A 26,196-nucleotide genomic window follows, 5' to 3' on the forward strand; every position below is an offset into this window, starting at 1 on the left:
GACGAGAGTACATCACAAGCCTATGGTGATGGAAAAATCCTCTATCTCTAAAGAGATAAACATATAGTCTGCGCTCATGTGAAAACATGAGAAGTTCATAAGAGAACTGGCTAAGGAATTGCGCCCTTAGTTGAACGAGATACATTTAATTAAATCTATCAAACCTCATTGAATCTATCGAACGTATGTGCTATGGTAGATTCAATGAGGTAAGAATAATAATGAAATTTTTACGAGTTAGTCAAGTATCAGAATTAACAGGTTTGCATCCGAGTAGTCTTACGAGAATGCTGGTGGAACACGCTACGATTCAGAAGAACAAATCTTTATTAAAGGAGTTACATTCTGATGATATTGGCGAAGAAAGTCAGACTAATTCCAACGCCTGAACAAGAACAAGTGCTAAAAAAACATGCCGGTGCTGCAAGATTCGCTTATAACTATTGTAAAAGAATGAGTGATAGATACTATAAGCTATTTGGAAAATCTGTTTCACAGTTAGCTTTACAGAAACGATTTACAAAGATTAAGAAGCGAAAGAGATATGAGTGGTTAAAAGACATTAATGCACAAGTTCCCAAACAGGCTTCAAAAGATTTTGATACGGCGAGAAAAAATTCGTTCAAAAAGTACAAAAATGGTTCTCACACTTCTTATAAATCCAAAAAAGATTTAATTCAAGGATTTTATGCCAATTATGAAAGACTGGTTATAGGAAAGAAAGTAGTTCATATTCAGTCTATTGGAGAAGTGAAAACAAGCCAACAACTACCAAGAAATAAAAAACCATCCAACCCAAGAGTTACCTTTGACGGTCGTCACTGGTGGATTAGTGTAGGGTTCCAAGAAGACTTTGAATCACAAGAACTAACCGATGAGTCGATTGGTGTGGATGTTGGTTTAAAAGAGCTTTTTGTAGCTTCTAATGGTATGAAAGAACGAAATATAAACAAAGATGCCAAGGTTAAAAAACTTTTGAAAAGGAAAAAGTCAGCGCAAAGAGATATGTCTAGGAGATTTAAAAAAGGTGTGAAAATTCAATCTGCTGGATATGAAAAGGCGAAAGCTGAGCACCTGCGGTTATCTAGGAAAATTATGAATATCCGAAATAACCATATCCATCAAGCAACAGCTAAATTGGTGAAAACCAAACCAATGAGGATTGTTGTGGAAGACTTATCTATTTCAAACCTGTTAAAAAACAAAAAACTATCGAAAGCATTTTCATTTCAAAAATTAAACTTCTTCTTTCAATGTTTGTCATACAAGTGCGAGAAGTATGGCATTGCGTATGTAAAAGCTGATAAATGGTTCGCCTCAAGCAAGATTTGTTCATGTTGCGGCATGAAATACGACCATTCAGTTCAACCAGAAGGACAGTGGAGTTTAAAAATACGTGAGTGGCGTTGTGCTTCATGCAATAGCCATCATGATAGGGATGTAAATGCTGCGACAAATTTATCAAGATGGGTAAAATAAATGCTTGATAATAGGAGGTAACGATACTGCCTTGTGTGGAGTGTTATACCCCTCGTCCCTTTGGGGTTGCGAGAACACGATGAAGCACTAACTCGTGTAAATTTGATTGAATTGTATAGATTTAGTTAAGTTTATCGTATCGGATGATTAGTTTTGAGTACAGGTGTAAAAGCAAACGACGTGAAGACAAAAACAAAGGGAGCAGATCTTGTTGTTGATTGTTTAATTAAACAAGGTGTTACACATGTTTTCGGTATTCCAGGAGCAAAGATTGACTCTGTATTTGATGTATTGCAAGAAAGAGGACCAGAGTTAATCGTTTGTCGTCATGAACAAAATGCAGCATTTATGGCAGCTGCTATTGGTAGATTAACAGGGAAACCGGGCGTATGTCTTGTAACTTCAGGACCAGGGACATCAAATTTAGCGACAGGTCTTGTTACTGCGAATGCGGAGAGTGATCCCGTTGTTGCTTTAGCTGGTGCAGTTCCGCGTACGGATCGATTAAAACGTACACATCAATCTATGGATAATGCTGCACTATTCGAACCAATCACAAAATATAGCGTAGAAGTAGAGCATCCTGATAATGTGCCAGAAGCATTATCAAATGCATTCCGAAGTGCGACTTCTACAAATCCAGGAGCAACTTTAGTAAGTTTGCCGCAAGACGTTATGACTGCGGAAACGACTGTAGAGTCTATCGGTGCGCTTTCTAAGCCACAGCTTGGAATCGCTCCCACACATGATATTACATACGTAGTAGAAAAAATAAAAGCAGCGAAATTACCAGTTATTTTACTCGGTATGAGAGCAAGTACAAATGAAGTGACGAAAGCTGTTCGTAAATTAATTGCGGATACAGAGCTTCCTGTCGTTGAAACATATCAAGCAGCTGGTGCGATTTCACGTGAGTTAGAAGATCATTTCTTTGGCCGCGTTGGATTATTCCGTAACCAACCAGGTGATATTTTACTAGAAGAAGCAGACCTTGTTATTTCTATCGGTTATGATCCAATCGAGTATGATCCAAAGTTCTGGAATAAACTTGGCGACAGAACGATTATTCATCTTGACGACCATCAAGCAGATATCGACCATGATTACCAGCCAGAGCGTGAATTAATTGGTGATATTGCTTTAACGGTAAATAGCATCGCGGAGAAATTACCGAAACTTGTATTAAGTACGAAATCAGAAGCGGTATTAGAACGATTACGCGCAAAATTATCAGAACAAGCAGAAGTTCCAAATCGTCCTTCAGAAGGTGTTACGCATCCACTTCAAGTGATTCGTACACTTCGTTCTTTAATTAGTGACGATACAACTGTTACATGTGACATCGGTTCCCATTCTATTTGGATGGCGAGATGTTTCCGTTCTTATGAACCACGTAGATTATTATTTAGTAACGGCATGCAAACGTTAGGTGTTGCACTTCCTTGGGCAATCGCAGCTACTTTAGTAGAACCAGGTAAAAAAGTAGTTTCCGTATCAGGTGACGGTGGTTTCTTATTCTCAGCGATGGAGTTAGAAACGGCGGTACGTTTAAATTCTCCAATCGTCCATCTTGTTTGGAGAGACGGCACATATGATATGGTTGCATTCCAACAAATGATGAAATACGGCAGAACATCCGCTACAGAGTTTGGCGATGTTGATCTTGTGAAATATGCGGAAAGTTTCGGGGCGTTAGGTCTTCGTGTTAACACGCCTGATGAATTAGAAGGTGTGTTAAAATCCGCGCTAGCAGCAGATGGTCCTGTCATTATTGATATTCCAATTGACTATCGTGACAACATTAAATTAAGCGAAAAATTATTACCAAACCAATTAAACTAATGGAGGCAGATTTGAGATGACTGTTGCGCAATTAATTGATATTGATGCGAAAAAAACGAAAACGAGTAATGAAGTATATCAAACATCTACAATGCTTGCGCTATTAGATGGTATATATGATGGTGTAATTAGCTTTGAAGATTTGAAAAAACATGGTGATTTCGGCATCGGCACATTTGATCAATTAGATGGTGAAATGATTGCATTTGATAATGAATTTTATCATTTACGTTCAGACGGTTCAGCGGAAAAAGTAGAGCCAGAAGAAACAACGCCATTTGCGACTGTAACGTTTTTTGAAAAAGAAATGAGTTATACGGTAGAGCGTCCGATGAATCGTGAAGAAGTTGAAGCGTTATTACATGAATTAATGCCAAGTAAAAACTTGTTTTACGGTATTCGAATGGACGGTACGTTCCGTGAAGTAAGGACGAGAACTGTTCCAAGACAAGAAAAACCGTATACACCGCTCGTTGAAGTGACGAAATCACAACCAATCTTTTCATTTGAAAATACAGAAGGTACGCTTGCTGGATTTTGGACACCAGATTATGCGCAAGGTATTGGGGTAGCTGGATTCCACTTACATTACATTGATGATGAAAGAAGCGGGGGCGGACATGTTTTCGACTATGTTATAGAAAACTGTACCATCCAAATTTGTCAAAAAGCTCATATGCATTTAGCACTTCCAGAAACAGCTGATTTTATGGCGGCTGCATTATCAAGAGAAAATTTAGAGGATAATATTGCAACTGCGGAAGGTGCAGAGTAAGAGGGAAAGACTGTTCCATTTTGGAACAGTCTTCTTTTATTCGTAATGTTATTATTTGTCGATAAATCGATATTTCTTGTCGAACCGTTGATATATTGTAAGTTACGATAGATATATTTGAAAAATCGTTGATATCGCTTATTTCTTTGAAACAAACGGATGTCCCTCATAATAAAAACGCCACGGATAATGTACAGCTTCTTCTGCATAGTCGATATTAATACGAGGTCCTGCTGTTATTTTATATTGTAATGATATGTGTTCTTCTTTTGGAACTAATTCAATATGTAACGTATCACTTTGTAACGATACACCGCGTTCTTTTAAAGTGATGCCAAGTGCACGGCATAGTTTGCCAGGACCGTTCGTTAAATTTTTGTACTGCGCTTTTGTAATTTCGGTCTTATTGTAGCGCGCTAGTTTTATTTCTTCTATTCCATCTACCGGCTCAAGGGCTCGAATGAGAACACCTTGTGGGGTGCCCACTGGCGCTGTAATAACGTTAAAGCAATGATACATACCGTAAATTAAATATACGTAAGCATGCCCTGGTGCACCAAACATAACTTCTGTGCGATCTGTCCGTCTGCCTCCGTAACTATGTGCGGCCTTATCATCTGGGCCTTTATATGCTTCTACTTCTACAATGATTCCGCTTCGCTTTATTCCGTCTACAATATGAACAAGTTTTTGCCCGAGTAATTTTTTTGCGACTTCTAACGTATCGCCTTCATAAAAAGAAGGAGGTGCCTGCATTGTACTATCTCCTTTGCTAAGTGTATATGTATATAGTAAACCAAATTTTCAGTAGTAATTCTAACTCGTTCTATTTGCTACATTTATTTCATAAATTATGGATAGAGTACAACAGCGAAGAGGGGGAGTGCGACATGATTTATCGCTTACTAGCTCTTAATATAGATGGGACACTACTATACAACAATGGAAAAATTGCAAAAGGATTAAGAGAAACAATTGAATTTGTGAAAAGAAAAGATGTATACGTTACGTTATTTACGAGTCGTAATTTTCAATCCGCTCATAAAGTAGCAAAGGCGTTAAAATTAGATTCTATATTAGTGACACATGGTGGTGCTTTCGTTTCAGCAACGTTAGATAAGCCGTACGTTCAAAGAAGATTGTCTGAAGAGAAGACTTTTAACATTGTGCAAGTGTTAGAGCACTTTGATTGTAACGTACGTATTTCTCATGAACGGTTTTCGATAGGAAATCGTGAGAGAAATACACCAAACTTAATTGCGCGCACTGTATTATCAAGCGCAGATCCGTTATTTTATCCAGTTCAATTTGTAGATTCGTTAGGTGACGCGCTTCGTGACCATCCGGTAGCGGCGCCAAAAATTGATGTTCTTTTCCAAACTAAAGGTGAAAAAGAACGCGGGCTAAATACATTAAGAAAAGCGTTCCAAGATGTAGAGTATGTTGAATGTGATTCAAAACGAATAGAAATTTTACCGCAAAATGTATCAAAGTTACGCGGGTTACAATTGCTTGGAGAGCATTTAAATATTTCGCTAAATGAAATGGTTGCGATTGGAGATAGTATGGAAGATTTAGAGGTTATTGAAAACGTGGGACTTGGGGTAGCGATGGGGAACTCGCCTGTAGAATTAAAGCAAGCAGCCGATTGGATTACACGTTCAAATAGTGAAAACGGTGTAGAGTACATGATTAAAGAGCATTTCCGTAAGCAGTTCCCGCTTCCGTTTTTGAAGAATCATAAAAATACACCGAAACGATAAAAGAAAAACGTAGCTTTTTGGCTACGTTTTTTGTTGGGCTTATTAAAATGAATGAAAACGTTTTAAAATGTGAATTGTGTATGAAATCTATACAATTCACTTGAATCCTTTAGAAAACTAATGTAAAGTGAAGGATGTTGTCAAAATAGTTACACCACATGAAATGTTCTTCAGATTAATTTTATTGGGCTCCCATACGTAAAAGTATTTCCGCATGACAGTTTAGTTCACGTATTATTTCAAAAATGAATTGTAGTAATTTTATTAAGTAGTTGTAGCGTTCCTTTGTTGTATTTAAATGGATTATTTTAAGTTAATGTGAGTAAGACCTGGTACATATGAAATGTACTTCTTTTTGTGATTTTAGGAAGTTTAAAAGGGGGAATGAATTTCTTGAGGAAATCATTTAATCAAAAAATTAAAAAGTTAAGTAGTAGTTTAATAGTTGTATTACTAATATGTATGAATTTTTTAATCCATTTACCATTTAAAGCAGAGGCAGCTACAACAGAGTTAAAAGGTTTAGGTGATGTATCTTATTACAACGCCATCATTTTTGGGGATCATAGTGCAACGAGTGCTGATATTGAAGGTGCGATGGCTGTTCAGAAAAATATGAACGCATCAAGTTATACAGTCGTAGCGGCTGCAACTGGAGCAAATAACTTAGCTGGAGCAACTTGGATAGATGAAGGATATCCATCATTATTACTAGGCGGTCAATTTACGAAAGCGGGAGCAGGACAGGTAATTATTCAAGATGGAACAGTGGCGATGACAAAAGACGGTGACCCAGATGGCGCGATGAAAACATCATATGACCGTATCTCTTATAAAGAGCAAGCGGAGATTGATGCTAAGTTTAAAGAATTTAGAAAAGACGTTGATGGTGTAATTGGGGATGCAAGTAAACTACACACTGATAAGCCAAAACCTAATATGAGTTTTGGGATCGGTGAAGATGTAAATAACCCTAATATTTATGTCTCTTCAGGCCAAACGGGAAAGAAAGCATTTGATGTAAAAGACGTTTTTCTTCCGAATGTAGAGAATAAAGACTTTATTGTTATTTATTCAGATGCAGAAGAAGTGAGTTTTGGTGGCGGTGCAATTTTGTATGATACAAGAAATACTGGGATGGCGACGAATTTAATTAATACATCTCAAGCATACGACCCTAATTCATCTTTTACTGAGTTAGCTAGTAAGGTAATTTGGGTATTTCCTAATGCTACAAAGATAACAACTAAAGGTTATGGTGTAGTAGGTAGTGTGTTTGCACCTAATGCAGTTGTAGAAACAAAAGGTGGTTCTATTAATGGACAAGCCTATGTTGGAGGATTACACCAAAGAGATGGTTTTGAGGTTCATAACTTTAAATTTAACTGGCCAAAATGGAATAAACCAGCAGCTGAAAAAGGACATTTACAAATTAAAAAAGTTGATGAAAACGATGAAAATATTGTTTTAAAAGACGCAAAATTTGATGTTATAGACAAAGATAATAACGTTGTGGCTACTGTTACAACAAACGAAAAGGGGATTGCGGAAGTTAAAGATTTACCACTTGGTGACTATTTTGTAAAAGAAATAAATGCACCAGAAGGATATATAAAAGTTGATACACCAGTCAAAGTAACAATTGATAATACAAACGTAATTGAACTTGTTATGAAGAATACGAAAAAAGTAGAGAATGGCCAATTTAAATTATTTAAAAAAGATAGTGAATCCGGTCAACTTCTGCCAGGTGCAAAATTTGATGTTATCGATAAAGATGGGAAAGTTGTGGAAACAATTGTTACAGATGATAAAGGTGAAGCCTTATCGAAACGACTTCCAGTTGGAAGCTATACATTAAAAGAAGTAGAAGCACCGAAAGGGTATGAATTATCATCTAGTTCAGTTTCTGTTGATATAGAGGCTAATAAAGTATTGACTGTAGATGTGGTGAATAAAAAGATTCCCGAAAAAGTAACAGGTCAATTTGAAATTGTGAAAGTAGATGCGGAAGATAAAACGAAGGTATTATCAGATGCAGAATTCGAAGTGTATAAAGAGGGTAAAAAAGTAGATACGTTACGAACAGATAAAACTGGTAAAGTAGTTTCTCAGAAATTAGAACCAGGAAAGTACACATTAAAAGAAACGAAAGCACCACAAGGATATAAATTGCTAAAAGAAGAAATTGAAGTCGTTGTGGAAGCGGACAAAGTAGTAGAAGTACAAGTAGAAAATGCAAAAGAACTAGGAAGCTTACAAGTAACCAAAAAGGATGCAGAGAGTGGAAAAGTTCTAGCAGGTGCAGAATTTAAATTGAAAAATGAAGCTGGTCAAGTAGTTGGAGAAGCGAAAACAACGAATAAAGACGGTGTTGTGAAATTCGAAAACTTAGTGCCAGGAAAGTACACGTTAGAGGAAACGAAAGCGCCGGAAGGTTATAAGGCGTTAGAAGTAACAGTAGAAGTAAACGTTGTAGCGAACGAAGTAGTAAAACAAGAAGTTACGAATGAAAAAGTAACAGGTCAATTCGAAATCGTGAAAGTAGATGCGGAAGATAAAACGAAATTGTTATCAGGTGCAGAATTCGAAGTGTATAAAGAGGGTAAAAAGGTAGCGGAACTGAAAACAGATGAGAGTGGAAAAGTGATGTCACCAAAATTACCGCTAGGTGAATACACAGTGAAAGAAACGAAAGCACCAGCGGGCTACAAGCTTTCAAATAAAGAATGGAAAGTAACAATTCAAAACGAGAAAGAAGTAGTAAAAGTAGAGGCAGAAAACGAAAAAATCTTAGGTTCTCTACAAATTATTAAAATGGATGATAAAGATCAAACGAAACGCTTAGCAGGCGCAGAATTTACATTGAAAGATGCGAAAGGAAATGTTGTAAAAGAAGGAATTACAACAGATAAGTCTGGAACGGTTAAGGTAGACGGACTTGTGCCAGGTGAATATACGTTAGAAGAAACAAAAGCACCAGAAGGTTATGAGTTAACAAAACAAATAATTCATGTAACAGTTGACGGTGAAAAAGTTATTGATGTAAAAGTAACGAACGGTAAGAGCCTTGGGCAATTCGAAATCGTAAAAGTAGATGCTCAAGATAAAACGAAAGTATTATCAGATGCAGAATTCGAAGTGTATAAGGATGGTAAAAAAGTAGATACGTTACGAACAGATAAAACTGGTAAAGTAATTTCTCAGAAATTAGAGCCAGGAACATACAAATTAAAAGAAACGAAAGCACCACAAGGATATAAGTTGTTAAAAGAAGAAATTGAAGTCGTTGTGGAAGCAGACAAAGTAGTAGAAGTACAAATAGAAAACGCAAAAGAACTAGGAAGCTTACAAGTAATCAAAAAGGATGCAGAGAGTGGAAAAGTTCTAGCAGGTGCGGAATTTAAATTAAAGAACGAAGCTGGTCAAGTAGTTGGAGAAGCGAAAACAACGAATAAAGACGGCGTTGTGAAATTCGAAAGCTTAGTGCCAGGAAGGTATACGTTAGAAGAAACGAAAGCGCCGGAAGGTTATAAGGCGTTAGAAGTAACAGTAGAAGTAAATGTTGTAGCGAACGAAGTAGTAAAACAAGAAGTTATGAATGAAAAAGTAAAAGAAGAAATTACAGGTCAATTAGAAATTACAAAGGTAGATGCTAATAATACAAATAAAACATTAGCAGGCGCAGTGTTTGAAATTTGGAAAGACGGAATAAAAATCGACACATTAACAACAAATAAGAGCGGTAAAGCGACTTCTAAGAAGTTAGAACCAGGAGATTACACTTTAAAAGAAATCCAAGCGCCAGAAGGATATACTTTATCCGATAAGGAAATGAAATTTACGATTTCTAATGAAAAAATTGAAGTTGTAAAGCTTCAAATTACAAATAAAAAAGATACAGATAAAGATCCGGAAAAACCAGGTGAAGGAACAGGAAAACCAGGTGAAGGAACAGGAAAACCAGGTGAAGGAACAGGAAAACCAGGTGAAGGAACAGGAAAACCAGGTGAAGGAACAGGAAAGCCGGGTGAAGGAACAGAGAAGCCAGGTGAAGGAACAGAAAAGCCAGGTGAGGGAGTAGAAAAACCTAATTTACCAGAACAAGGACAAGGTTCTTCTAATAATCAACAACTCCCAGCTACAGGACACAATACGAATTACGTTCCATTCATCGGTTTTATGCTTCTGTTACTAGGAATACGTTTAAGATTCATGGCTAAAAATAGCTAACAGATGTATAAAAGGCATCAGAGATTATACAATCTCTGATGCCTTTTTAAGTGAATACAGATGAAATGAAATATCTATAGGAATGATAAGTATTTTAAGCTTCAATTACGCTAAGCATTCTGTTTATAAATGCAGCTGCGTGAGCACGTTGTGATGGTCCTTTTGGTACGAATTGATTCAATTCATTACCTTTTACAATTCCGTATCCATACACTCTTTGTACTTCTTCTTTAGCGTAAATTAAGTTTTGGTCTACGAATGGTAGTTCAACTTGTTTTGCAAAAATACCAGCGTGTTTTAGAGAACGATCGATCATAATAACAGCTTCTTCGCGTGTAATTGTAGTATTTGGGTCAAATGTATTATCACCACGTCCGCGGATTATGCCTGCGCTTGCTGCACGATTAATACCGTCTCGTAACGATGGGTGTACTTGTTCTAAGTCTGTGAAATTAGCATTTCCACTTGGTAATTGTAAAGCACGAGTAATTAATGTAGCAAATTCAGCACGCGTTACAATACGTTCTGGGAAGTACTTGCCGTTTCCTTCTCCTTGCATAATGCCTCTAGCTGCTAATTGACGAATGTCTTGTTCATACCAGCCACCTGTAATGTCATCAGTTACTGGATTTTTTTGATTTTCTTTATAGTATGTTTCAGTTCCTTTTAAGAAAGCATCCCATTGTCCGCGTTGAATCATAAACGCAGGGCAGTTTTTTCCTGACCAAAATTGGTGTTTTTGGACCTTATCTAGAGAAATATTTAAGTCGTTCATTAAATAAGCTGCCAATTTACGGGCATTTTCTACCGCTTTTTCATAGTTTCCATCTTGATTAACGGCAATTTCAATTCCGATAGATTCATAGTTTCCAGTTTTATTTCCAGCATGCCATCCAACTTCATTTACCGGAAGATGTTGATAAATTTCTTTATCATCTACTGTGAAATGCCAAGATGCGGCGCGATCAGCTGTTCCGCGTGCTTGATTATCTAAGAATTTTGCATGATTTAGAGCATTGGCACCTTTCGCTGTATTAGCCGTTTCGTGAATCGTAATATATTTAGGCACCATCGGGTAGCCAGGTCGAATATCGTCATTTCCTTTTGGGACAATCATTTCTTTAAATGTAACGCCATAAATATTGTTTGTTTGTAGAGCTTCTGGCGATCTCAATAAACTGTTTTTAGCAGTACGACTGTTTTTTAATAATGAAGCTTTTGTACCTTCAAATGTAGCAGAAGGTGCATAAATCCATTTTGCTGTTTCGTTTATTTGGACTTTAAACCAATTTCCAGCTTGTTCAGTAGGAGTAATGACTTGTGGCTCTAGTTTCCCTTCTTCTTTAAACGATTGGAACGGAAGTGCATGTATGGAAGCTTCTTCTTTTACGATTAATTTTTGGTTAGATAGTTTATGAATCTCTTGAACTTCTAAGCTATTATCATTGTTATCTATCCATCCAGCGCCAGTTGACGTCGTTATGTAATAAGCATTTCCTTTTTTCTTTGTCGCCGTTACGACTTGTTCTGTAATCTCGATATTCGATTTGTTTTTTAAATCATTCGCGGTATATAATGAATGTTTTTTTGAAGTGTATAGTAGGAATTGGCCAGTAACCTCGATATCTTCTTCATGAGTACTATGCTCATTAACATGTTCTTTAATACTTTTAAAAACTTGATCCTCCGTATATACTTCGGCGGATTTTTCAGCACTCTCTGCAAATGAATAAGTAGGTGCAAGAACAGTTTGTAATGCAAGAGAGAGAGTTAAAACACTATAAAATTTCTTTTTCATATTTGTTTTTAACACATTAGATTGTGGAATCTAGTGTTAACAGTCCTCCTTTTTATATTGTATTTTCACTATGTATCGATTTTAACACTAATAAATTTTAACAAGAGAAAATCATGATGTCTATATACATGAGCAATATTCATAAAAAGAATTATTTGAAAAAATGTAAGAGAAACAGGTAAAACCTTCTGTATTGACCTGTAAACGCCCTTCAAGTAAACTAAAGAGAGTTTGCAAATGAAAAGGTGATAATGTTGTTAATTTCAATTAAAACGTTACAAGATGATCGTTTTTTACGTCCGCTACAAAATATTGGCGGCTTATTTTTTGAAGATAGTACGATTGGATTTGAACAAGAGGAAGCAAATCTGATCGTTGATATACACATTGAGGATAATGTGAAAGCATCCGCTCAATTAACGGATGTTAGCACAGGAAATGTGTATGAAGAAACATTCTCGAAAGATTTATCTGCTTTCACAGATGAAAAAGAGCGTATGAAGCAAGTGAAACACGTTGTTTCTTATGTATATCTTTCTGTTCTTCAGCAGTTAACTGGTATTGAACAAAGCTGGGGGATTTTAACGGGAGTACGTCCGACGAAACTTCTTCACAAAATGCTTCAAAATGGTATGTCAAAAGAAGAAGCGCATCAAGAACTTCGTGAAAGTTATTTAATTCATGAAGAGAAAATTGAACTTCTTCAGCGCATTGTTGATTGCCAATTAGCAGTTGTTCCGGATTTATACCGTTTGAAAGAAGAAGTAAGTATTTATATCGGTATTCCGTTCTGCCCAACGAAATGTGCATACTGTACATTCCCGGCTTATGCAATTAATGGACGCCAAGGATCTGTTGATTCGTTCTTAGGTGGTTTACATTATGAAGTTCGTGAAATTGGTAAGTTTTTAAAAGAAAAAGGTGTAAAAGTTACGACGATTTATTACGGCGGCGGTACACCTACAAGTATTACAGCAGAAGAGATGGATATGCTGTATGAAGAAATGTATGAAGCGTTCCCAAATGTGAAAAATGTGCGTGAAGTAACAGTTGAGGCAGGTCGCCCAGATACAATTACGCCAGCAAAGCTAGAAGTGTTAAATAAATGGAATATTGACCGTATTAGTATTAATCCGCAGTCATACCATCAAGAGACACTAAAAGCAATTGGACGTCATCATACTGTAGAAGAAACAATTGAGAAATACCATTTAGCTCGTGAAATGGGAATGAACAATATTAATATGGACTTAATTATTGGTCTTCCTGGTGAAGGGTTAGATATCTTCAAGCATACGTTAGATGAAACAGAAAAGTTAATGCCAGAATCATTAACAGTTCATACGTTATCATTTAAACGTGCTTCTGAAATGACGCAAAACAAACGTAAATATAAAGTAGCAGGTCGCGAAGAAATTACAGCGATGATGCATGAAGCAGAAGAGTGGACGCAAAAGCATAATTACGTACCATATTACCTATATCGTCAAAAGAATATTTTAGGTAACTTAGAGAACGTTGGTTATGCAATGCCGACGCAAGAAAGTATTTACAACATTGTCATTATGGAAGAAGTACAATCAATTATCGGACTTGGTTGTGGTGCATCAAGTAAATTTGTTCACCCGAAGACGGGAGCAATTACGCACTTTGCGAATCCGAAAGATCCAAAATCATATAATGATGGCTTTGTGAAATATACAGAAGATAAACTGAAAATTTTAGAAGAGCTATTTGCATAAGAAGAAAGAGGTTGTTCCGAGTCGGAACAACCTCTTTTTTATCCTGCAGTAACGTTCGGTCCGATTATATCTTGTCAGTTTTTGTCGGTAAGTCGATATATTCGAAAAATCGCTGATATAAATTGAGTTGTGGTTGATATATTTCAAGTTACGGTCGATATATCTGGAAAATCGCCGATATAATTTCATTTACCGTCTAGCGGTACCGTATGTAAAACTATGTCGATAATAATCAGAAAAATTAGTCAAATCATTAGAGGACAATGTCTACTTATGGACGAAATGATAGATTTATGAAAGAGAAAAGGGGGAAATCGTTGGCATGTATATGACGATAGGGAGAATTTTTGATTTATCAGTTGGTAAGTATCCAAATAAAGAGGCGCTAGTGGAACCTGAAAAAAATATTCGCTGGACGTATAAACAGTGGGATGAACAAATAAATAAAACGGCACACGCTCTATTAGAAGAAGGGGTAAGAAAGGGAGATACGGTATCTGTTTACTTATATAATTGCCGTGAATTTGTAAACGTTTACTTAGCCTGTGCGAAAATTGGTGCGATTTTTAACCCGATTAACTTCCGCTTAAAGGCGAAAGAAGTATCTTATATTCTTCAGGACGCATCCTCGAAAGTCGTTGTCTTTGAAAAAGCAGTTGAGTCAACTGTTGCTATAATTGAAAGAGATTTTCCAAATACATCTTTTTGGTCTATAGAAAACGATAAACCTTCCTATGCAAGTTCCTACCATGAAAAAGTGAATGAAGCATCTTCTGAGAAAGTAAATATCGAAATTGATGAAATGGATTATTGTTCAATGCTTTATACGAGCGGTACGACTGGGCATCCGAAAGGCGTGTTACATCGCCATCGTGAAATGGCTGAGCATAGTATGATTTGTACGTATTTCCTTAAATATAATAGAGATAGTGTAGGGCTTGTTGTGGCGCCTTTATATCACTGTGGTGAATTAAATGCCGGAATCATACCACGCATTCAAGTTGGCGGAAAGAATGTTATTTTGCATCATTTTGATACAGAAACAGTATTACATACGATTCAAGAAGAAAAGATTACGACGTTCTTTGCAGCGCCGACGATGTGGAATATGTTGTTGCAAAAAGATTTAGCTCAGTATGATTTAACGTCAATGAAAATCGGTATATATGGCGGAGCAGCAATGGCACCGGCGTTAGTGAAGGAATGTAAAGAACGTCTTTACATTGATCTTGTTCAAATATACGGAATGACAGAAATGGGGCCAGTTGTTGCATTTCTCGTAGAGGAGGATCAAATTACGAAAGCTGGTTCAGCAGGCACGCCATGTTTTAGCCATGAAGTTCGTATTGTGAAACCGAACGAGGATGCACCGGCAGAACCAGATGATGTATTACCTCCTTATGAAGTGGGAGAAATTATTTTACGCGGCCCAACTATGATGGCTGGCTATCATAATCGTGAAGAAGCGAATAAAAAATCGATGTATAAAGGATGGTATCATTCTGGTGATCTAGGCTATTTTGATAAAGACGGTTATTTATTCGTTGCTGATCGCGTTGATGATATGGTAATTAGCGGTGGCGTAAATATTTATCCTCGTGAAATTGAAGATTTCCTTCATAGTCATCCAGGTATATTAGATGTGGCGGTACTTGGTGAGCCAGATGAATTATGGGGAGAGCGTGTTGTGGCAGTTATTGTGAAGAAAGATGAAACAATAACAGAAGCTGATTTAGAAACGTATTGCAAAGAAAGTGATGAACTAGCAGATTATAAACGTCCGCGTCATTATTTATTTGTAGATGAACTCCCTCGTAATGCGAGCGGGAAGTTGCAGAAGTTTGTACTGAGGGAGTCGTTGAAAGGTGCGAAAAAATAGAAAATGCAGGATGCCCCATATCTATGGGGTATCCTGCATTTTTCTGTATTAAACAGAAGAAACAATATCTTTTTTAATTCTCATTTTTTCTTGGTGAAGGTTAATTAGCGCATTTGAAATAAGGTGGAAACACAAAATGGATGTAATGTCCAAAAAGAAAAGACACCTTAAGGTGCCTCTCTCCGACTTGAACCATTTCATTTCATACGAATCGGAATCTATCCGTATTACCATTACCCCTTTGTTATAAGTGTAAACACACACTATAAAGCAGAATCGTCTATATACACTAGATTGTTAGTTCACAAAAGACAAGAGATTTGAGATCAATATCGAAGTGACGCCACATCCCCTATAATAATTGATATGTTACGCCTTTTAAAAGAATCTGCTTTATAGAACGTGCCCACAAGTTATATTTTACTACATGTAATATTCATTTAGTGTATTTTTTAATGAATATGTATAATTACATAAACTGTATGAAAAAAAGAGAGTATACTCTAATATTGTGTAATAAAGATGAAGCCCGCCTACGGAATAGGGGGCTTTTCTTACTTTTTATAAATATTTATTCCAATTATATTATCAGATGAGTCTAAACGAATATAAACGTCAGCTGATAAAAGGTGTGCATTATATATTCGTTGTTTATATGTTGATATCTCGAAGCGTTTTCCATTTAATTCACATTCTAGAATAATCATATCGCCATGTTCTTTCCAATTTATTAATTTAGCAGTTGTATTCATATAAACCTCCTCTGAATCATTTTATGAAAATTAGTAGAGATAGTGTGAGAAAGGAGTTTATATAACAAAAAAAGACACCTTAAGTGTCTTCTTTGATTACTATAAAAGTCGTTGAATGAAATAGGTTTCTATTTTTATTTGCGTGAAAAGCCTTCTTCATCAAGGTATTCCGCAGCTTCTGGATAAGAGTTGAATGTACCGTCTAAGTTTACACCAGCGTACACGTTCCACATGTCATCCTCTGAAATAAGAGTAAGAATATGACCATCTTCGTTCTGCCATTCTTCTTCTTTCGCAGGTTCTACAGGTGCTACTACTTCTTCTTGTGATAGAAGGTCAATTGATTTCGCAATTACTGAACGTAACTCCTCTGCTGAAAACTCACGGATGTTAACCATGCCTTTATCATCTGTTTTATAACCTTTAATACCGCTTGCATATACAAATCCATTTCCATTTGGGTGTAAATGAAATACAACGTTCTTTTTATCTAAACGACTTTCTTCAAAGTGGAAGTTTACACGTTTTAATGATACGTTCTTTCTTTCTAGTTCTGGGAAAGATTCAATAATCGATAATTTTTCTTCAAAAGTTAGCATAGTGCCTCCAAGTATATAGTAAAAGATTTAATTTGTTCATTATAGCATAGTTGCAATTGTTTCCAAAGATAAGGGGAAAACTTTTCGTTGAATACGTTTACGTCACGAGAATGTAAAAAGTGAGCTAACGAATGTATCTTTTTAGGTGTACAATGGAACATGGACTTTATACAAAGGTGGTTTTTTTATGTTTCAAAAAATAGCAAAGGAATGTTTAGCAGGATTTACTGTTGCGATTGTTGCGTTACCACTTGCGATTGCATTTGGTATTGCCGCGACAGGAACGTCTGAGGGAGCGCTTGTTGGATTGTATGGTGCGATTTTTGCAGGTTTATTCGCAGCGTTATTTGGCGGGACACCTGGGCAAGTAACAGGGCCAACAGGACCAATTACCGTTATTGCAACAGGAGTTATTGCGACGCACGGGTTAGAGGCAAGTTTTATTGCCTTTATGATGGCAGGGTTATTTCAAATTTTATTCGGTGTATGTAAGCTCGGTTCTTACGTTCGATATATTCCGTATCCTGTCGTTTCGGGATTTATGAATGGTATTGCATTAATCATTATTTTAGGCGAAATAAAGCACGTACAAAATAGTTTTTTACTTGTTGTGTTAACGATTATTGTAATGATTGTTTCTGGTAAATGGATTAAGGCGATTCCGTCTAGTTTAGTAGCACTAGTCGGTGTGACAGCTTTGCTTCCTTTATTTTCTTCCTTACTCGAAGGACTTACAGTAAAGTTACCGATTATCGGAAATCTTTCACTAAATAAAGTAATTGAAAAGATTGGAACCATTCCAGAAGCGATGCCTACGCTTCATATTCCATCTTTAAGTGGAACAGGAATAGCAGCACTTATTTTGCCAGCGCTTAGTATTGCTTTATTAGGATCGATTGACTCGTTGTTAACATCGGTCGTAATGGATAATGTGACAGGTACACGTCATAAAAGTAATAAAGAACTGGTCGGACAAGGTATCGGTAATATGATGAGCGGATTGTTTGGCGGATTAGCAGGTGCAGGTGCGACTGTAAGGTCTATCGTGAATATAAGAAGTGGCGGTAAAACGGCACTTTCGGCATGTATGCATAGTGTTATCTTATTTATTTTTATTATGGGTCTTGGTTCGGTCGTACAATATATTCCACTTGCTGTATTATCAGGTATTTTAATTTTAACTGGTATTGGAATGTTCGATTGGGGAAGCATGAAAAAGATGCATGTCGCTCCTAAAGGTGATGTCGTTGTTATGCTCGTAACGATGATTGTAACGGTGAAGTTCGATTTAATGATTGCTGTTGCATTCGGTATTATTCTTTCGTTCATCATATATATGGTGAAATGTAAAGAACGCAAAACTTCTATCGTAAAAGAAAAAGAAGAAACGTACACAATTCAAGGACCGCTCTCTTTCCTATCAGTAGATCGTATTTTCTCTACTTTACAAGATGTGAAGTCACCGGTTGTTTTACGTATGAAAGATGTGCGTTATATGGATGTATCAGGAGCTATGGCATTATTAAATTTTGTTGAGCAATCAAATAAAGTAGGAGCAAGTGTAAAGCTTGAGCAAGTACATCCGAGTATTGAAAAAACAATCGCAGTAATGGCAAGCAATGAACAGAAAGAGCAATTGAAAATTTTAAGTGTTTAGATGGTAATTAGAATATCTCACAATCTTACATAAATTATAATGTAGAGTTGTGGGATATTTTTATAATGTTTTTAGTAATATGTATCGCAGTGATAGAGAGGAAGGGCTCTTTTGAGTAACAGAAACGGTTATAGTGTGTACATATATAATGGAAGGAATTAGAAAAAATATTGTGAAGAGACAGGCTTAAATGGGTTCTCTTTTCTATTTTGAAAAAAAAACCAAGTATTCAACCTATAATAAATTTGTTATGATAACCAATGGGATAAAGTGAATTCCTATCGTTTAAAACAATATGTTTGAGAGTATATGTATAAAAGAAAAGAGAAAAAATATGAATAAAACATTTGTAAAAGGAGCAGCAATTTTAACCATTACAACTTTTTTGTCGAAATTGCTGGGTAGTTTTTTTCAAATTCCATTACAAAATATTGCAGGAGATGAAGTGCTCGGTATTTTCCGCCTTGTTTTTCCTGTATATATGATTGCTCTTACATTATCGGTAGCCGGAGTTCCACTTGCAATTTCGAAACTAATTGCAGAGTTGAACGAAAAAAATAAGCAAAAGGAAATTGCGAAATTATTTAAATCAGCGTCAATTATTGGGATAGCATTTGGCGTTTTCGGCTGTTTAGTCATTGTATTATTTTCTATTGAAATTGCAAATATGCTTGGTGGACAAGAAACTAGAATGCCGTTGCTTATTACTTCATTAGCATTACTCATTGCGCCATACATGGCGGTGTATAGAGGGTATTTTCAAGGTTTCGGTGATATGAAACCAACAGGGGTATCACAGGTCATTGAGCAATTTGTACGTGTGTTTTTTATGTTAATAATTGCTTACATACTAGTATCATGGGATAAGAGTAATACTGTTATTACTAGTGGTGCGATGGTTGGCTCTTTTCTTGGAGTCATTAGTTCGCTTATATATTTGCGTATAAAATATAATAGAAGTCCATACTACAATAAAAGCAATTCCTATTCGCTCCGAGATTTAAGAGAAAACGGCAAAAAGATATTGCGGGTATCGATCCCAATCGCTATTGGAGCTTTATCAATGCCACTTTTAAATTTAGTAGACTCGCTTACAATACCGCATGTATTACAAGGATCATCAACAGAAATTCAAGAACAATTTGGAATATACAGTCGCGGTTTTGCATTCACGCAAATAATTGTTATTTTTGCAAGTGCAATTGTATTTCCGTTAATACCACTCTTAACTTCCGCATTGGCCAAAAGAGATATAAATTTGGCGAAAATAACAATTCAAAATACAAATCGACTAGCGCATGTTTTGACAGCACCGTTAACAATATGGTTGATGGCATTAACAGTACCGTTAAATGTCGGATTGTTCACAGATGTAAAAGGCAGTAGTATGTTAACAGTTATGATTGGCAGTTCGTATTTTACTGCGGTTATGGTATTATCAATAGGTGTTTTACAGGGCATTAACCGTTCTGCACAAGCTGCATGGATTGTTATTGGTGCGAGTTGTGTGAAAGTCGTGTTAAACATAATGTTCGTGCAGAAGTTTGGCATAGATGGAGCGGCGTATAGTACATTCATTACTTACGTATTGGTTTGTATTGTAAATCATTTGTATATTCGAAGCTATATTGCCTATTCTATTCATTTAAAAAGCTTTTTTGGTGTGCTAGCAATAGCATGTATTTTGGGACTAGGATTGTATGAACTATGTAATGTGATAAATATTACATCTTCAAGAATTATGACGTTATTATTCAGTGGTATAGCATTAAGTATTACAACCATTTTGTATGGTGTATGTGCTTTGAAATTAAAATGGATATCAATAAACAAAATACCATTTTTGAAAAGATAAATATAGAAATTTAATTTTTTATTATAATTCATATGAACTGATAAAGAGGAAACTATGTAGGGTATCAAGTGTTTAGGTAAGGAATGGGTACTAGTTTATGTTAGATGAAATAAACGGTTACCTAGTTTTGGAGGAGATTTAGGGTGCGTTTAGTCTTATCAGGATATTATGGTTTTTATAATGTTGGAGACGAGGCGATTCTACAATCAATTATTGAATCGTTAAGTAAAGAGAACCCGGATATAGAACTAGTAGTACTATCAAATGATTCTAAATATACAAAGGAAATGTATGGTGTAGAATCGGTAGATCGCTGGGATATAAAAGCTGTTTATCATGCAATCAAAAACAGTGATGGAGTTATTAGCGGTGGCGGGAGCCTTCTTCAAGATCAGACAAGTACGAAGAGTATTCTATATTATACGGGTATTATGGGACTCGCTCGATTATTAAAAAAGCCGTATTATATTTATTCACAAGGAATAGGTCCAATTACAAAAGGATATAATCGTCTATTAGTAAAATGGAACTTGTCAAAAGCTTCCTATGTATCAGTTCGAGATGAGGATTCGTTTTTATATTTAAAAGAACTTGGCATAAAAAACGATATTGAAATTGTTCCAGACCCTGTTTTAACATGGAAACGGACAAAACAATCGGATTGGTTGCAAAAGCATTCGATACATGGAAAAGTAATTGCGGTTAGTGTGCGTTATTGGAATGCAAAAGAAGATTATATAAAAAAATTAGCTGCGGCATTAAAAAAATTAAAGCAAGAAGGATACCAAATTCTATTTGTTCCAATGCATGAGCCATTTGATCAAAAAGCTTCGCGTGAAGTAGTAGACTTAATGGGAGAAGAGACGTATATGCTTCCATATAAAATGGATATCGACGAGAAAATATTCATTTTATCACAATGTTCATTACTAATTGGTATGCGTCTTCATGCACTAGTTTTTTCTGCTGTAGCCAAAACTCCAATGGTCGGGATTTCATACGATCCGAAAATTGATTCGTTTTTAAGTCAAGTGAATCAGCCAGTTATAGGAAGTGTGGATGGCGAATGGAGTGCTGAATATTTATATGAGATTGCGAAAAAGCAATTAATGCAACAAGGAACTGTGCAGCAAGAGTTACAATTGACAATAGATGAGCTTCGGTTGCAAGGCAAACAGGCAACAAAGAAACTCATTGATCATATGGAAAAAGGCACTTTATTAAAAAAGTAAAGTGCCTTTTATTTTGTTTTGAATGTAATGAAAATTCTAATTAAAAAACGTTTTATTTTAATTCCTATTTATTATGCTAAAATGATTGTGATTATTATATAATCAAATTTGTGATAATAAATTCGTAGATTACGAGGAGGATAACCTTGAAGACTTTTTCAAAAGGTATAACAGCAGTGGCATTAACGGGATCATTACTTTTAACTCCTATTTCAAGTTATGCGGCAAATGATGATATTACAGGACATATGTTTGAGACGAATATGCGCTCACTTATTACTAAAGGAGTTTTAATGGGGTATGGAGACAATGTATATGCGCCTGATAAATTAGTAACAAGAGCAGAGTTTGCTACATTCATAGCAAGGGCTTTAAATTTACCGAAAGCTGATTCGAATTTCGAGGATGTGCCGAAGACTTACGGTTTATATGATGGTGTAAGTAGAGCATATGGAGCGAAAATTATTAATGGTCGTACGAACGAGACGTTCTCACCAAATGATGTGATTACACGTGAAGAAATGTCGATCATGGTAAAGCGAGCGTTAGACTATAAAAATATTAAAGTAGCTGTAAGTCCGCTTACCTTTACTGATAAAGATAGTATTAACTATAAAGAGCATGTGCAAGTTATGGTGGCTACTCAAATTATTAAAGGGTATCCAGAAGATAATACATTTAGACCACATTTATCAGCTACAAGAGGGATGGCTTCAGCTATGTTGGATCGCATGCTTCAGACAATTGAAAAAAACGGAAATAGCAATCCTGTAGAAACTAAGAAATATGTTGTGACAAATGTAAGAGAAAACGGAACAGAGCAAGAAGTAGAGCGCTATAATACGTATAAAGAAGCGGTTACGGCTGCTCAAAATAAAGGTATGAATGCGGTAAAATACGAGAACGAATTTTTATGGATTAAAGATGGTTTTGCAAGTGCGAAAAGAATAACTGGGCAAAACATCATTAATATTTATGATGAGAATTTAGCAACAGTATATACGTATATTCAGTATGGAACAGAATTGAAAGTGTTAGAAGTTGGCGAAGATCGTGTGAAAGTTCAACTTTCTGGTTTGACAGGTTATGTGAAGAAGAATGAAATCACTTTAATTCCTACCAATGAAATGAAACAGTCGTCTTATTATGTGAAATCAGATGGATATTTATACCATAAATATTATACATATAATACAAGTTCACCTGGATATACAGAATTTAGATATGGTGTGGCACCTTCTTTCATGAAGCAAGGACAGCAAATGTATAGTGTAGATGGAAAGACATTCGGAGACGAAACTTTCTATCAATATTTCAATTATTTATCATTACGTTCGAAAACAGATTATACAGCTGAACAACTAGATAGTTATGTGAAATCGATTAAGCCAGACTCTCCATTAATTGGTTTAGGAAAGAAATTTAAAGAAGTAGAAAGCAAGTATAATGTAAATGCATTATTCTTATATTCATTAGCAATTCATGAAAGTTATTATGGAACAAGCGCTCTTGCAAAAGACAAAAATAATTTATTTGGTTTAAAAGCAACAGACGATAGTCCATATGGTAACGGAGAAGCATTCAATTCAAAAGAAGATTGTATTGAACATGCAGCAAAATTATACATGAATGAAGGATATTTAAATCCAGGACATTGGCGTTATACAGCAACATATACAGGTGATAAAGCTGCTGGTTTAAATGCTAAATATGCATCTGATGCGAACTGGGGTAAAAAAGTAGCGGGGCATATGAACCGTTTTGATTCTTATTTAGGTAAAAAAGAATACAACAAGTACAAACTTGCACGTGTGATGAATAACGTGGAAGTGAAAAAGAATCCTAGTATATCAAATGAGCGACTGTATCGTTTAAATACAAATGTAGTTGTCACAGTTACTGGTGAAGAAATAATAAATGGAAAAGCGTGGGTTAAAGTTATTTCAGATAATCCTACTGTAACAGAAGCGTATATTGCAAAAGAAAGCTTAGAATACGTAAAACATTAATTAAATAAAAAAGAAGGTGCTACTAATATTTCGTAGCACCTTCTTTTTATTCAATTTCAAAATCAACAATGATATAAGCGAGAATAACAACGAAGAAAATGCTAACGGCTGGCGCTGTTAATACGTGGCCAGACATAAAGCCAATGCCAAGTGATAGAATGAGTGTGCTCGCTAATAGCATATACTTTACGGTCATGATTTTCTTAAAGTTTGTGATCATGCGGATGAATAATTTAATACCAAAGTATAGAAGTGGTATTAAGTAAATAAGGAAACCGACAATTCCAAATGCGAAAAATAGGTCATGGAAGTCCATTTCAATTAATTTAATTTTATCTGTGTAGTTACCAGCGTAACCCATTCCGAATAGTTTTTGTGAAAGCGGTGCGTCTTTATAGTACTGTTTGTATGTTTTTAAGAATTTGTCGCGATCGCTGTAAATTAAACTTTTTACTTCAGAATCTGTAAGTTCACCTTTTGCATGTTTTTTTGCATCTTCTGGATCTTCTTTAATTACTTTTCCTTCTTTTCGATCTTTCTCTTCTTGTACTGATTTTTTGTATTCGTATATTTGCATGTGAATGCCCATATTTTTTGCGATAGGAGTATGCGGTGTAAGAACAATTAAACCTCCTAGTATAACAGTGGCAACAACGGTATTTACAATATGTGTGAATCCTTTTCCTTCTTTTTTACGATTTATCATGTACTCAATGAATGAGAAGAAAAGTGCTACGCCTAATGTAATAACAATTGCGCCATATCCGACTTTCGTTCCGACCATAATACTTGCATACATCGCAAGTATTGTTGGAATCCAGTAATATATTTTCGAGAAAGAAGTTGTTTTATGAATTGAATATAAGACAATGATTGGGAACATAATGGCGAAAAGAGAACTTAAATCATTTCCAGCGAAGAACCAACCTCTTGAACCGATTTTTGAGTGAGGATAGCTTGGGAAATCCGTTCCAGTTTGCATTGCGACAATCATTGTGATGCTTAAAATTAAAGTTGCATATAAGAAATATGTAATGATTTTATGAAATACATATTCTTTATTTTTTAGCTCTTTAAAGGCGATAATATATCCAAACAGTAGCACAATTGGATATACGCTCTTTAAGATAAATTTAACTTCTTCTCCAAATGAAACTGGAGATTTAACCATCATATTATTTACAAGACCGATTGCGAGTGCGATTCCAAGTAAACATAAATAGAGGATGTACTTTTTCGCATCTTGTTGTTTGTGATGAAGAAGTAGGTATCCTAATGCAAGAAGCATAAAGGCGAAACGGACTACAACTCCAACTGTTGCGCTCATGTGTAGTATATAGATTGAAAAAGATGTTAATAAATCTAAAATTGGTTGAAACACAATGAATAGCAATAGGAAATGTGGGAAGTAGTTATCCGTTTGTTTCAACTTATTAACCATATGTTCCTCCAGTTCTTCATTCCTTTATTACAACACCCAAAAGATGGGTATAAAGCCTTTTTTACATAGTAAGGCGAATGAATTTCAATATTTGTTTTTTATCAAACTTAAGAATACACCATTTCATTGTAATGGTAAATAGATGAAAAGCATGGATAAACCGACTTTAATTTCTATATTTTTCAACGGAATTGTATGTTTTATACGGTATATGTACAAATTGCGAGATTATTAGACAGAAAATTGAGAAAAAAGAAGGATTTTTCAGTGGTTTTCTATAATTATATAAGTATAATCTTTATGGAGAAAAGAGGGGTATATATAATGGAAATAACAAGTAAAACAGAATCTGTCGTTGTGAAATATGAAGGCCACGTTGCAACGGTTATGGTCAATCGCCCAGAGGTGTTAAATGCGTTGGATGAGCCGACCTTAAAAGAGTTATTACAAAAGTTGAAAGAAGTAGCGGAAAGTTCTGCGCATATCGTTGTGTTATGCGGGAACGGCCGTGGTTTTTCTGCGGGTGGGGATATTAAATCGATGCTTTCAAGTAATGATGAAAGTAAGTTTGATGGCATTATGAATACCATTTCTGAAGTTGTCGTGACATTATATACGATGCCAAAGCTTGTTATTAGTGCAATTCATGGACCGACTGCAGGTCTTGGGTTAAGTATTGCGTTAACAGCTGATTATGTAATGGCGGATATATCATCTGTTATTGCAATGAACTTTATTGGAATCGCTTTAATTCCAGATGGAGGCGGTCATTTCTTCCTTCAAAAGCGTGTCGGTGAAAATATGACGAAGCAAATTATTTGGGAAGGTAAGAAATTATCAGCGACAGAAGCGCTTGATATCGGCTTAATTGATGAAGTAATCGGCGAAGATTTCCAAACGGCTGTGAAGCAGAAGATTAATGAATGGTCACAAAAACCGATTAAAGCAATGATTCAAACGAAGCAAATTTTATGTGAAGTAAATCGCTCTAATTTAGAGCAAACATTGCAATTAGAAAAGCGTGGTCAATATGCAATGAGACAAACAGCGGATCATAAAGAAGGAATTGCTGCGTTTTTAGAGAAACGTTTACCAGCATTTAAAGGGGAATAATGTTTGTCCATTCCTCACTGATTATTA

Annotated in this window: 17 protein-coding genes; 12 read left to right on the forward strand and 5 right to left on the reverse strand. The window is 35.7% G+C overall.

Going from position 1 to position 26,196, the window contains the following annotated elements; translation table 11 throughout:
* Window positions 1-348: 348 nt before the first annotated feature.
* The 3 genes from V7S45_RS04510 to alsD all read left to right on the forward strand — a co-directional run bounded on the left by V7S45_RS04510 (window position 349) and on the right by alsD (window position 4,096).
* Entirely contained in the window at window positions 349-1,479 is a 1,131-nt protein-coding gene (locus V7S45_RS04510; protein WP_025687290.1) for an RNA-guided endonuclease TnpB family protein, read from the forward strand.
* A 153-nt stretch (window positions 1,480-1,632) separates the two neighbouring features.
* Window positions 1,633-3,321, forward strand: coding sequence for an acetolactate synthase AlsS (gene alsS, locus V7S45_RS04515; RefSeq protein ID WP_000103520.1), 1,689 nt, complete (start codon window positions 1,633-1,635; stop codon window positions 3,319-3,321).
* A gap of 16 nt (window positions 3,322-3,337) precedes the next feature.
* On the forward strand, window positions 3,338-4,096 hold the full coding sequence (gene alsD, locus V7S45_RS04520) for an alpha-acetolactate decarboxylase (protein ID WP_000215022.1): 759 nt from the start codon (window positions 3,338-3,340) through the stop codon (window positions 4,094-4,096).
* 138 nt (window positions 4,097-4,234) lie between these two features.
* Here alsD and V7S45_RS04525 read toward each other — a convergent pair whose 3' ends face one another.
* Entirely contained in the window at window positions 4,235-4,852 is a 618-nt protein-coding gene (locus tag V7S45_RS04525) for a DNA-3-methyladenine glycosylase (RefSeq protein WP_001148796.1), read from the reverse strand.
* Window positions 4,853-4,986: 134 nt separating this feature from the next.
* On the opposite strand from V7S45_RS04525, the gene V7S45_RS04530 reads away from it, so the two are divergent.
* Entirely contained in the window at window positions 4,987-5,859 is an 873-nt protein-coding gene (locus V7S45_RS04530; protein ID WP_000640431.1) for a Cof-type HAD-IIB family hydrolase, read from the forward strand.
* Between the two features lie 393 nt (window positions 5,860-6,252).
* Window positions 6,253-10,092 carry a SpaA isopeptide-forming pilin-related protein gene (locus V7S45_RS04535; protein ID WP_342761674.1) on the forward strand — a complete coding sequence of 1,280 codons (3,840 nt, stop codon included), beginning with the start codon at window positions 6,253-6,255 and terminating at the stop codon, window positions 10,090-10,092.
* Between the two features lie 94 nt (window positions 10,093-10,186).
* Here V7S45_RS04535 and V7S45_RS04540 read toward each other — a convergent pair whose 3' ends face one another.
* Window positions 10,187-11,890 (reverse strand): S-layer homology domain-containing protein, encoded by a 1,704-nt coding sequence (locus V7S45_RS04540; protein WP_342761675.1) that lies wholly within the window; start codon window positions 11,888-11,890, stop codon window positions 10,187-10,189.
* Window positions 11,891-12,141: 251 nt separating this feature from the next.
* Here V7S45_RS04540 and V7S45_RS04545 point away from each other — a divergent pair, with 251 nt between their 5' ends.
* Window positions 12,142-13,632 (forward strand): coproporphyrinogen III oxidase, encoded by a 1,491-nt coding sequence (locus tag V7S45_RS04545; protein ID WP_142293008.1) that lies wholly within the window; start codon window positions 12,142-12,144, stop codon window positions 13,630-13,632.
* 322 nt (window positions 13,633-13,954) lie between these two features.
* Entirely contained in the window at window positions 13,955-15,511 is a 1,557-nt protein-coding gene (locus V7S45_RS04550) for a fatty acid--CoA ligase (protein WP_088346736.1), read from the forward strand.
* A gap of 554 nt (window positions 15,512-16,065) precedes the next feature.
* On the opposite strand, the gene V7S45_RS04555 is transcribed toward V7S45_RS04550, so the two are convergent.
* Both V7S45_RS04555 and V7S45_RS04560 read right to left on the reverse strand, forming a co-directional pair.
* Entirely contained in the window at window positions 16,066-16,263 is a 198-nt protein-coding gene (locus tag V7S45_RS04555; RefSeq protein ID WP_001098258.1) for a hypothetical protein, read from the reverse strand.
* 134 nt (window positions 16,264-16,397) lie between these two features.
* Window positions 16,398-16,862 carry a hypothetical protein gene (locus V7S45_RS04560; protein WP_146718339.1) on the reverse strand — a complete coding sequence of 155 codons (465 nt, stop codon included), beginning with the start codon at window positions 16,860-16,862 and terminating at the stop codon, window positions 16,398-16,400.
* Between the two features lie 187 nt (window positions 16,863-17,049).
* On the opposite strand from V7S45_RS04560, the gene V7S45_RS04565 reads away from it, so the two are divergent.
* The 4 genes from V7S45_RS04565 to V7S45_RS04580 all read left to right on the forward strand — a co-directional run bounded on the left by V7S45_RS04565 (window position 17,050) and on the right by V7S45_RS04580 (window position 23,615).
* A complete protein-coding gene (locus V7S45_RS04565; protein ID WP_048655873.1) occupies window positions 17,050-18,519 on the forward strand; it encodes a SulP family inorganic anion transporter in 1,470 nt (489 codons plus the stop codon).
* 334 nt (window positions 18,520-18,853) lie between these two features.
* A complete protein-coding gene (locus V7S45_RS04570) occupies window positions 18,854-20,374 on the forward strand; it encodes a polysaccharide biosynthesis protein (protein ID WP_001044001.1) in 1,521 nt (506 codons plus the stop codon).
* Between the two features lie 143 nt (window positions 20,375-20,517).
* Window positions 20,518-21,606 carry a polysaccharide pyruvyl transferase CsaB gene (gene csaB, locus V7S45_RS04575; RefSeq protein WP_001241591.1) on the forward strand — a complete coding sequence of 363 codons (1,089 nt, stop codon included), beginning with the start codon at window positions 20,518-20,520 and terminating at the stop codon, window positions 21,604-21,606.
* A 146-nt stretch (window positions 21,607-21,752) separates the two neighbouring features.
* On the forward strand, window positions 21,753-23,615 hold the full coding sequence (locus tag V7S45_RS04580; RefSeq protein WP_000847503.1) for an S-layer homology domain-containing protein: 1,863 nt from the start codon (window positions 21,753-21,755) through the stop codon (window positions 23,613-23,615).
* A 46-nt stretch (window positions 23,616-23,661) separates the two neighbouring features.
* Here the strand turns inward: V7S45_RS04580 and V7S45_RS04585 are convergent, their stop codons facing one another.
* A complete protein-coding gene (locus V7S45_RS04585; protein WP_342761676.1) occupies window positions 23,662-25,056 on the reverse strand; it encodes an O-antigen ligase family protein in 1,395 nt (464 codons plus the stop codon).
* A 300-nt stretch (window positions 25,057-25,356) separates the two neighbouring features.
* Here V7S45_RS04585 and V7S45_RS04590 point away from each other — a divergent pair, with 300 nt between their 5' ends.
* Window positions 25,357-26,169, forward strand: coding sequence for an enoyl-CoA hydratase (locus V7S45_RS04590; RefSeq protein WP_001999174.1), 813 nt, complete (start codon window positions 25,357-25,359; stop codon window positions 26,167-26,169).
* The last annotated feature ends 27 nt before the right edge of the window (window positions 26,170-26,196 follow it).

Source organism: Bacillus sp. BR3(2024) (assembly GCF_039134555.1).
GTDB lineage: Bacteria > Bacillota > Bacilli > Bacillales > Bacillaceae_G > Bacillus_A > Bacillus_A cereus.

Coding starts and splice junctions, on each gene's coding strand:
- V7S45_RS04570 (WP_001044001.1), top strand. CDS start 18,854: ATGAATAAAACATTTGTAAAAGGAGCAGCAATTTTAACCATTACAACT.
- alsD (WP_000215022.1), top strand. CDS start 3,338: ATGACTGTTGCGCAATTAATTGATATTGATGCGAAAAAAACGAAAACG.
- V7S45_RS04560 (WP_146718339.1), bottom strand. CDS start 16,862: ATGCTAACTTTTGAAGAAAAATTATCGATTATTGAATCTTTCCCAGAA.
- V7S45_RS04545 (WP_142293008.1), top strand. CDS start 12,142: ATGTTGTTAATTTCAATTAAAACGTTACAAGATGATCGTTTTTTACGT.
- V7S45_RS04510 (WP_025687290.1), top strand. CDS start 349: ATGATATTGGCGAAGAAAGTCAGACTAATTCCAACGCCTGAACAAGAA.
- V7S45_RS04590 (WP_001999174.1), top strand. CDS start 25,357: ATGGAGAAAAGAGGGGTATATATAATGGAAATAACAAGTAAAACAGAA.
- V7S45_RS04530 (WP_000640431.1), top strand. CDS start 4,987: ATGATTTATCGCTTACTAGCTCTTAATATAGATGGGACACTACTATAC.
- V7S45_RS04550 (WP_088346736.1), top strand. CDS start 13,955: ATGTATATGACGATAGGGAGAATTTTTGATTTATCAGTTGGTAAGTAT.
- V7S45_RS04540 (WP_342761675.1), bottom strand. CDS start 11,890: ATGAAAAAGAAATTTTATAGTGTTTTAACTCTCTCTCTTGCATTACAA.
- V7S45_RS04565 (WP_048655873.1), top strand. CDS start 17,050: ATGTTTCAAAAAATAGCAAAGGAATGTTTAGCAGGATTTACTGTTGCG.
- V7S45_RS04525 (WP_001148796.1), bottom strand. CDS start 4,852: ATGCAGGCACCTCCTTCTTTTTATGAAGGCGATACGTTAGAAGTCGCA.
- V7S45_RS04585 (WP_342761676.1), bottom strand. CDS start 25,056: ATGGTTAATAAGTTGAAACAAACGGATAACTACTTCCCACATTTCCTA.
- V7S45_RS04555 (WP_001098258.1), bottom strand. CDS start 16,263: ATGAATACAACTGCTAAATTAATAAATTGGAAAGAACATGGCGATATG.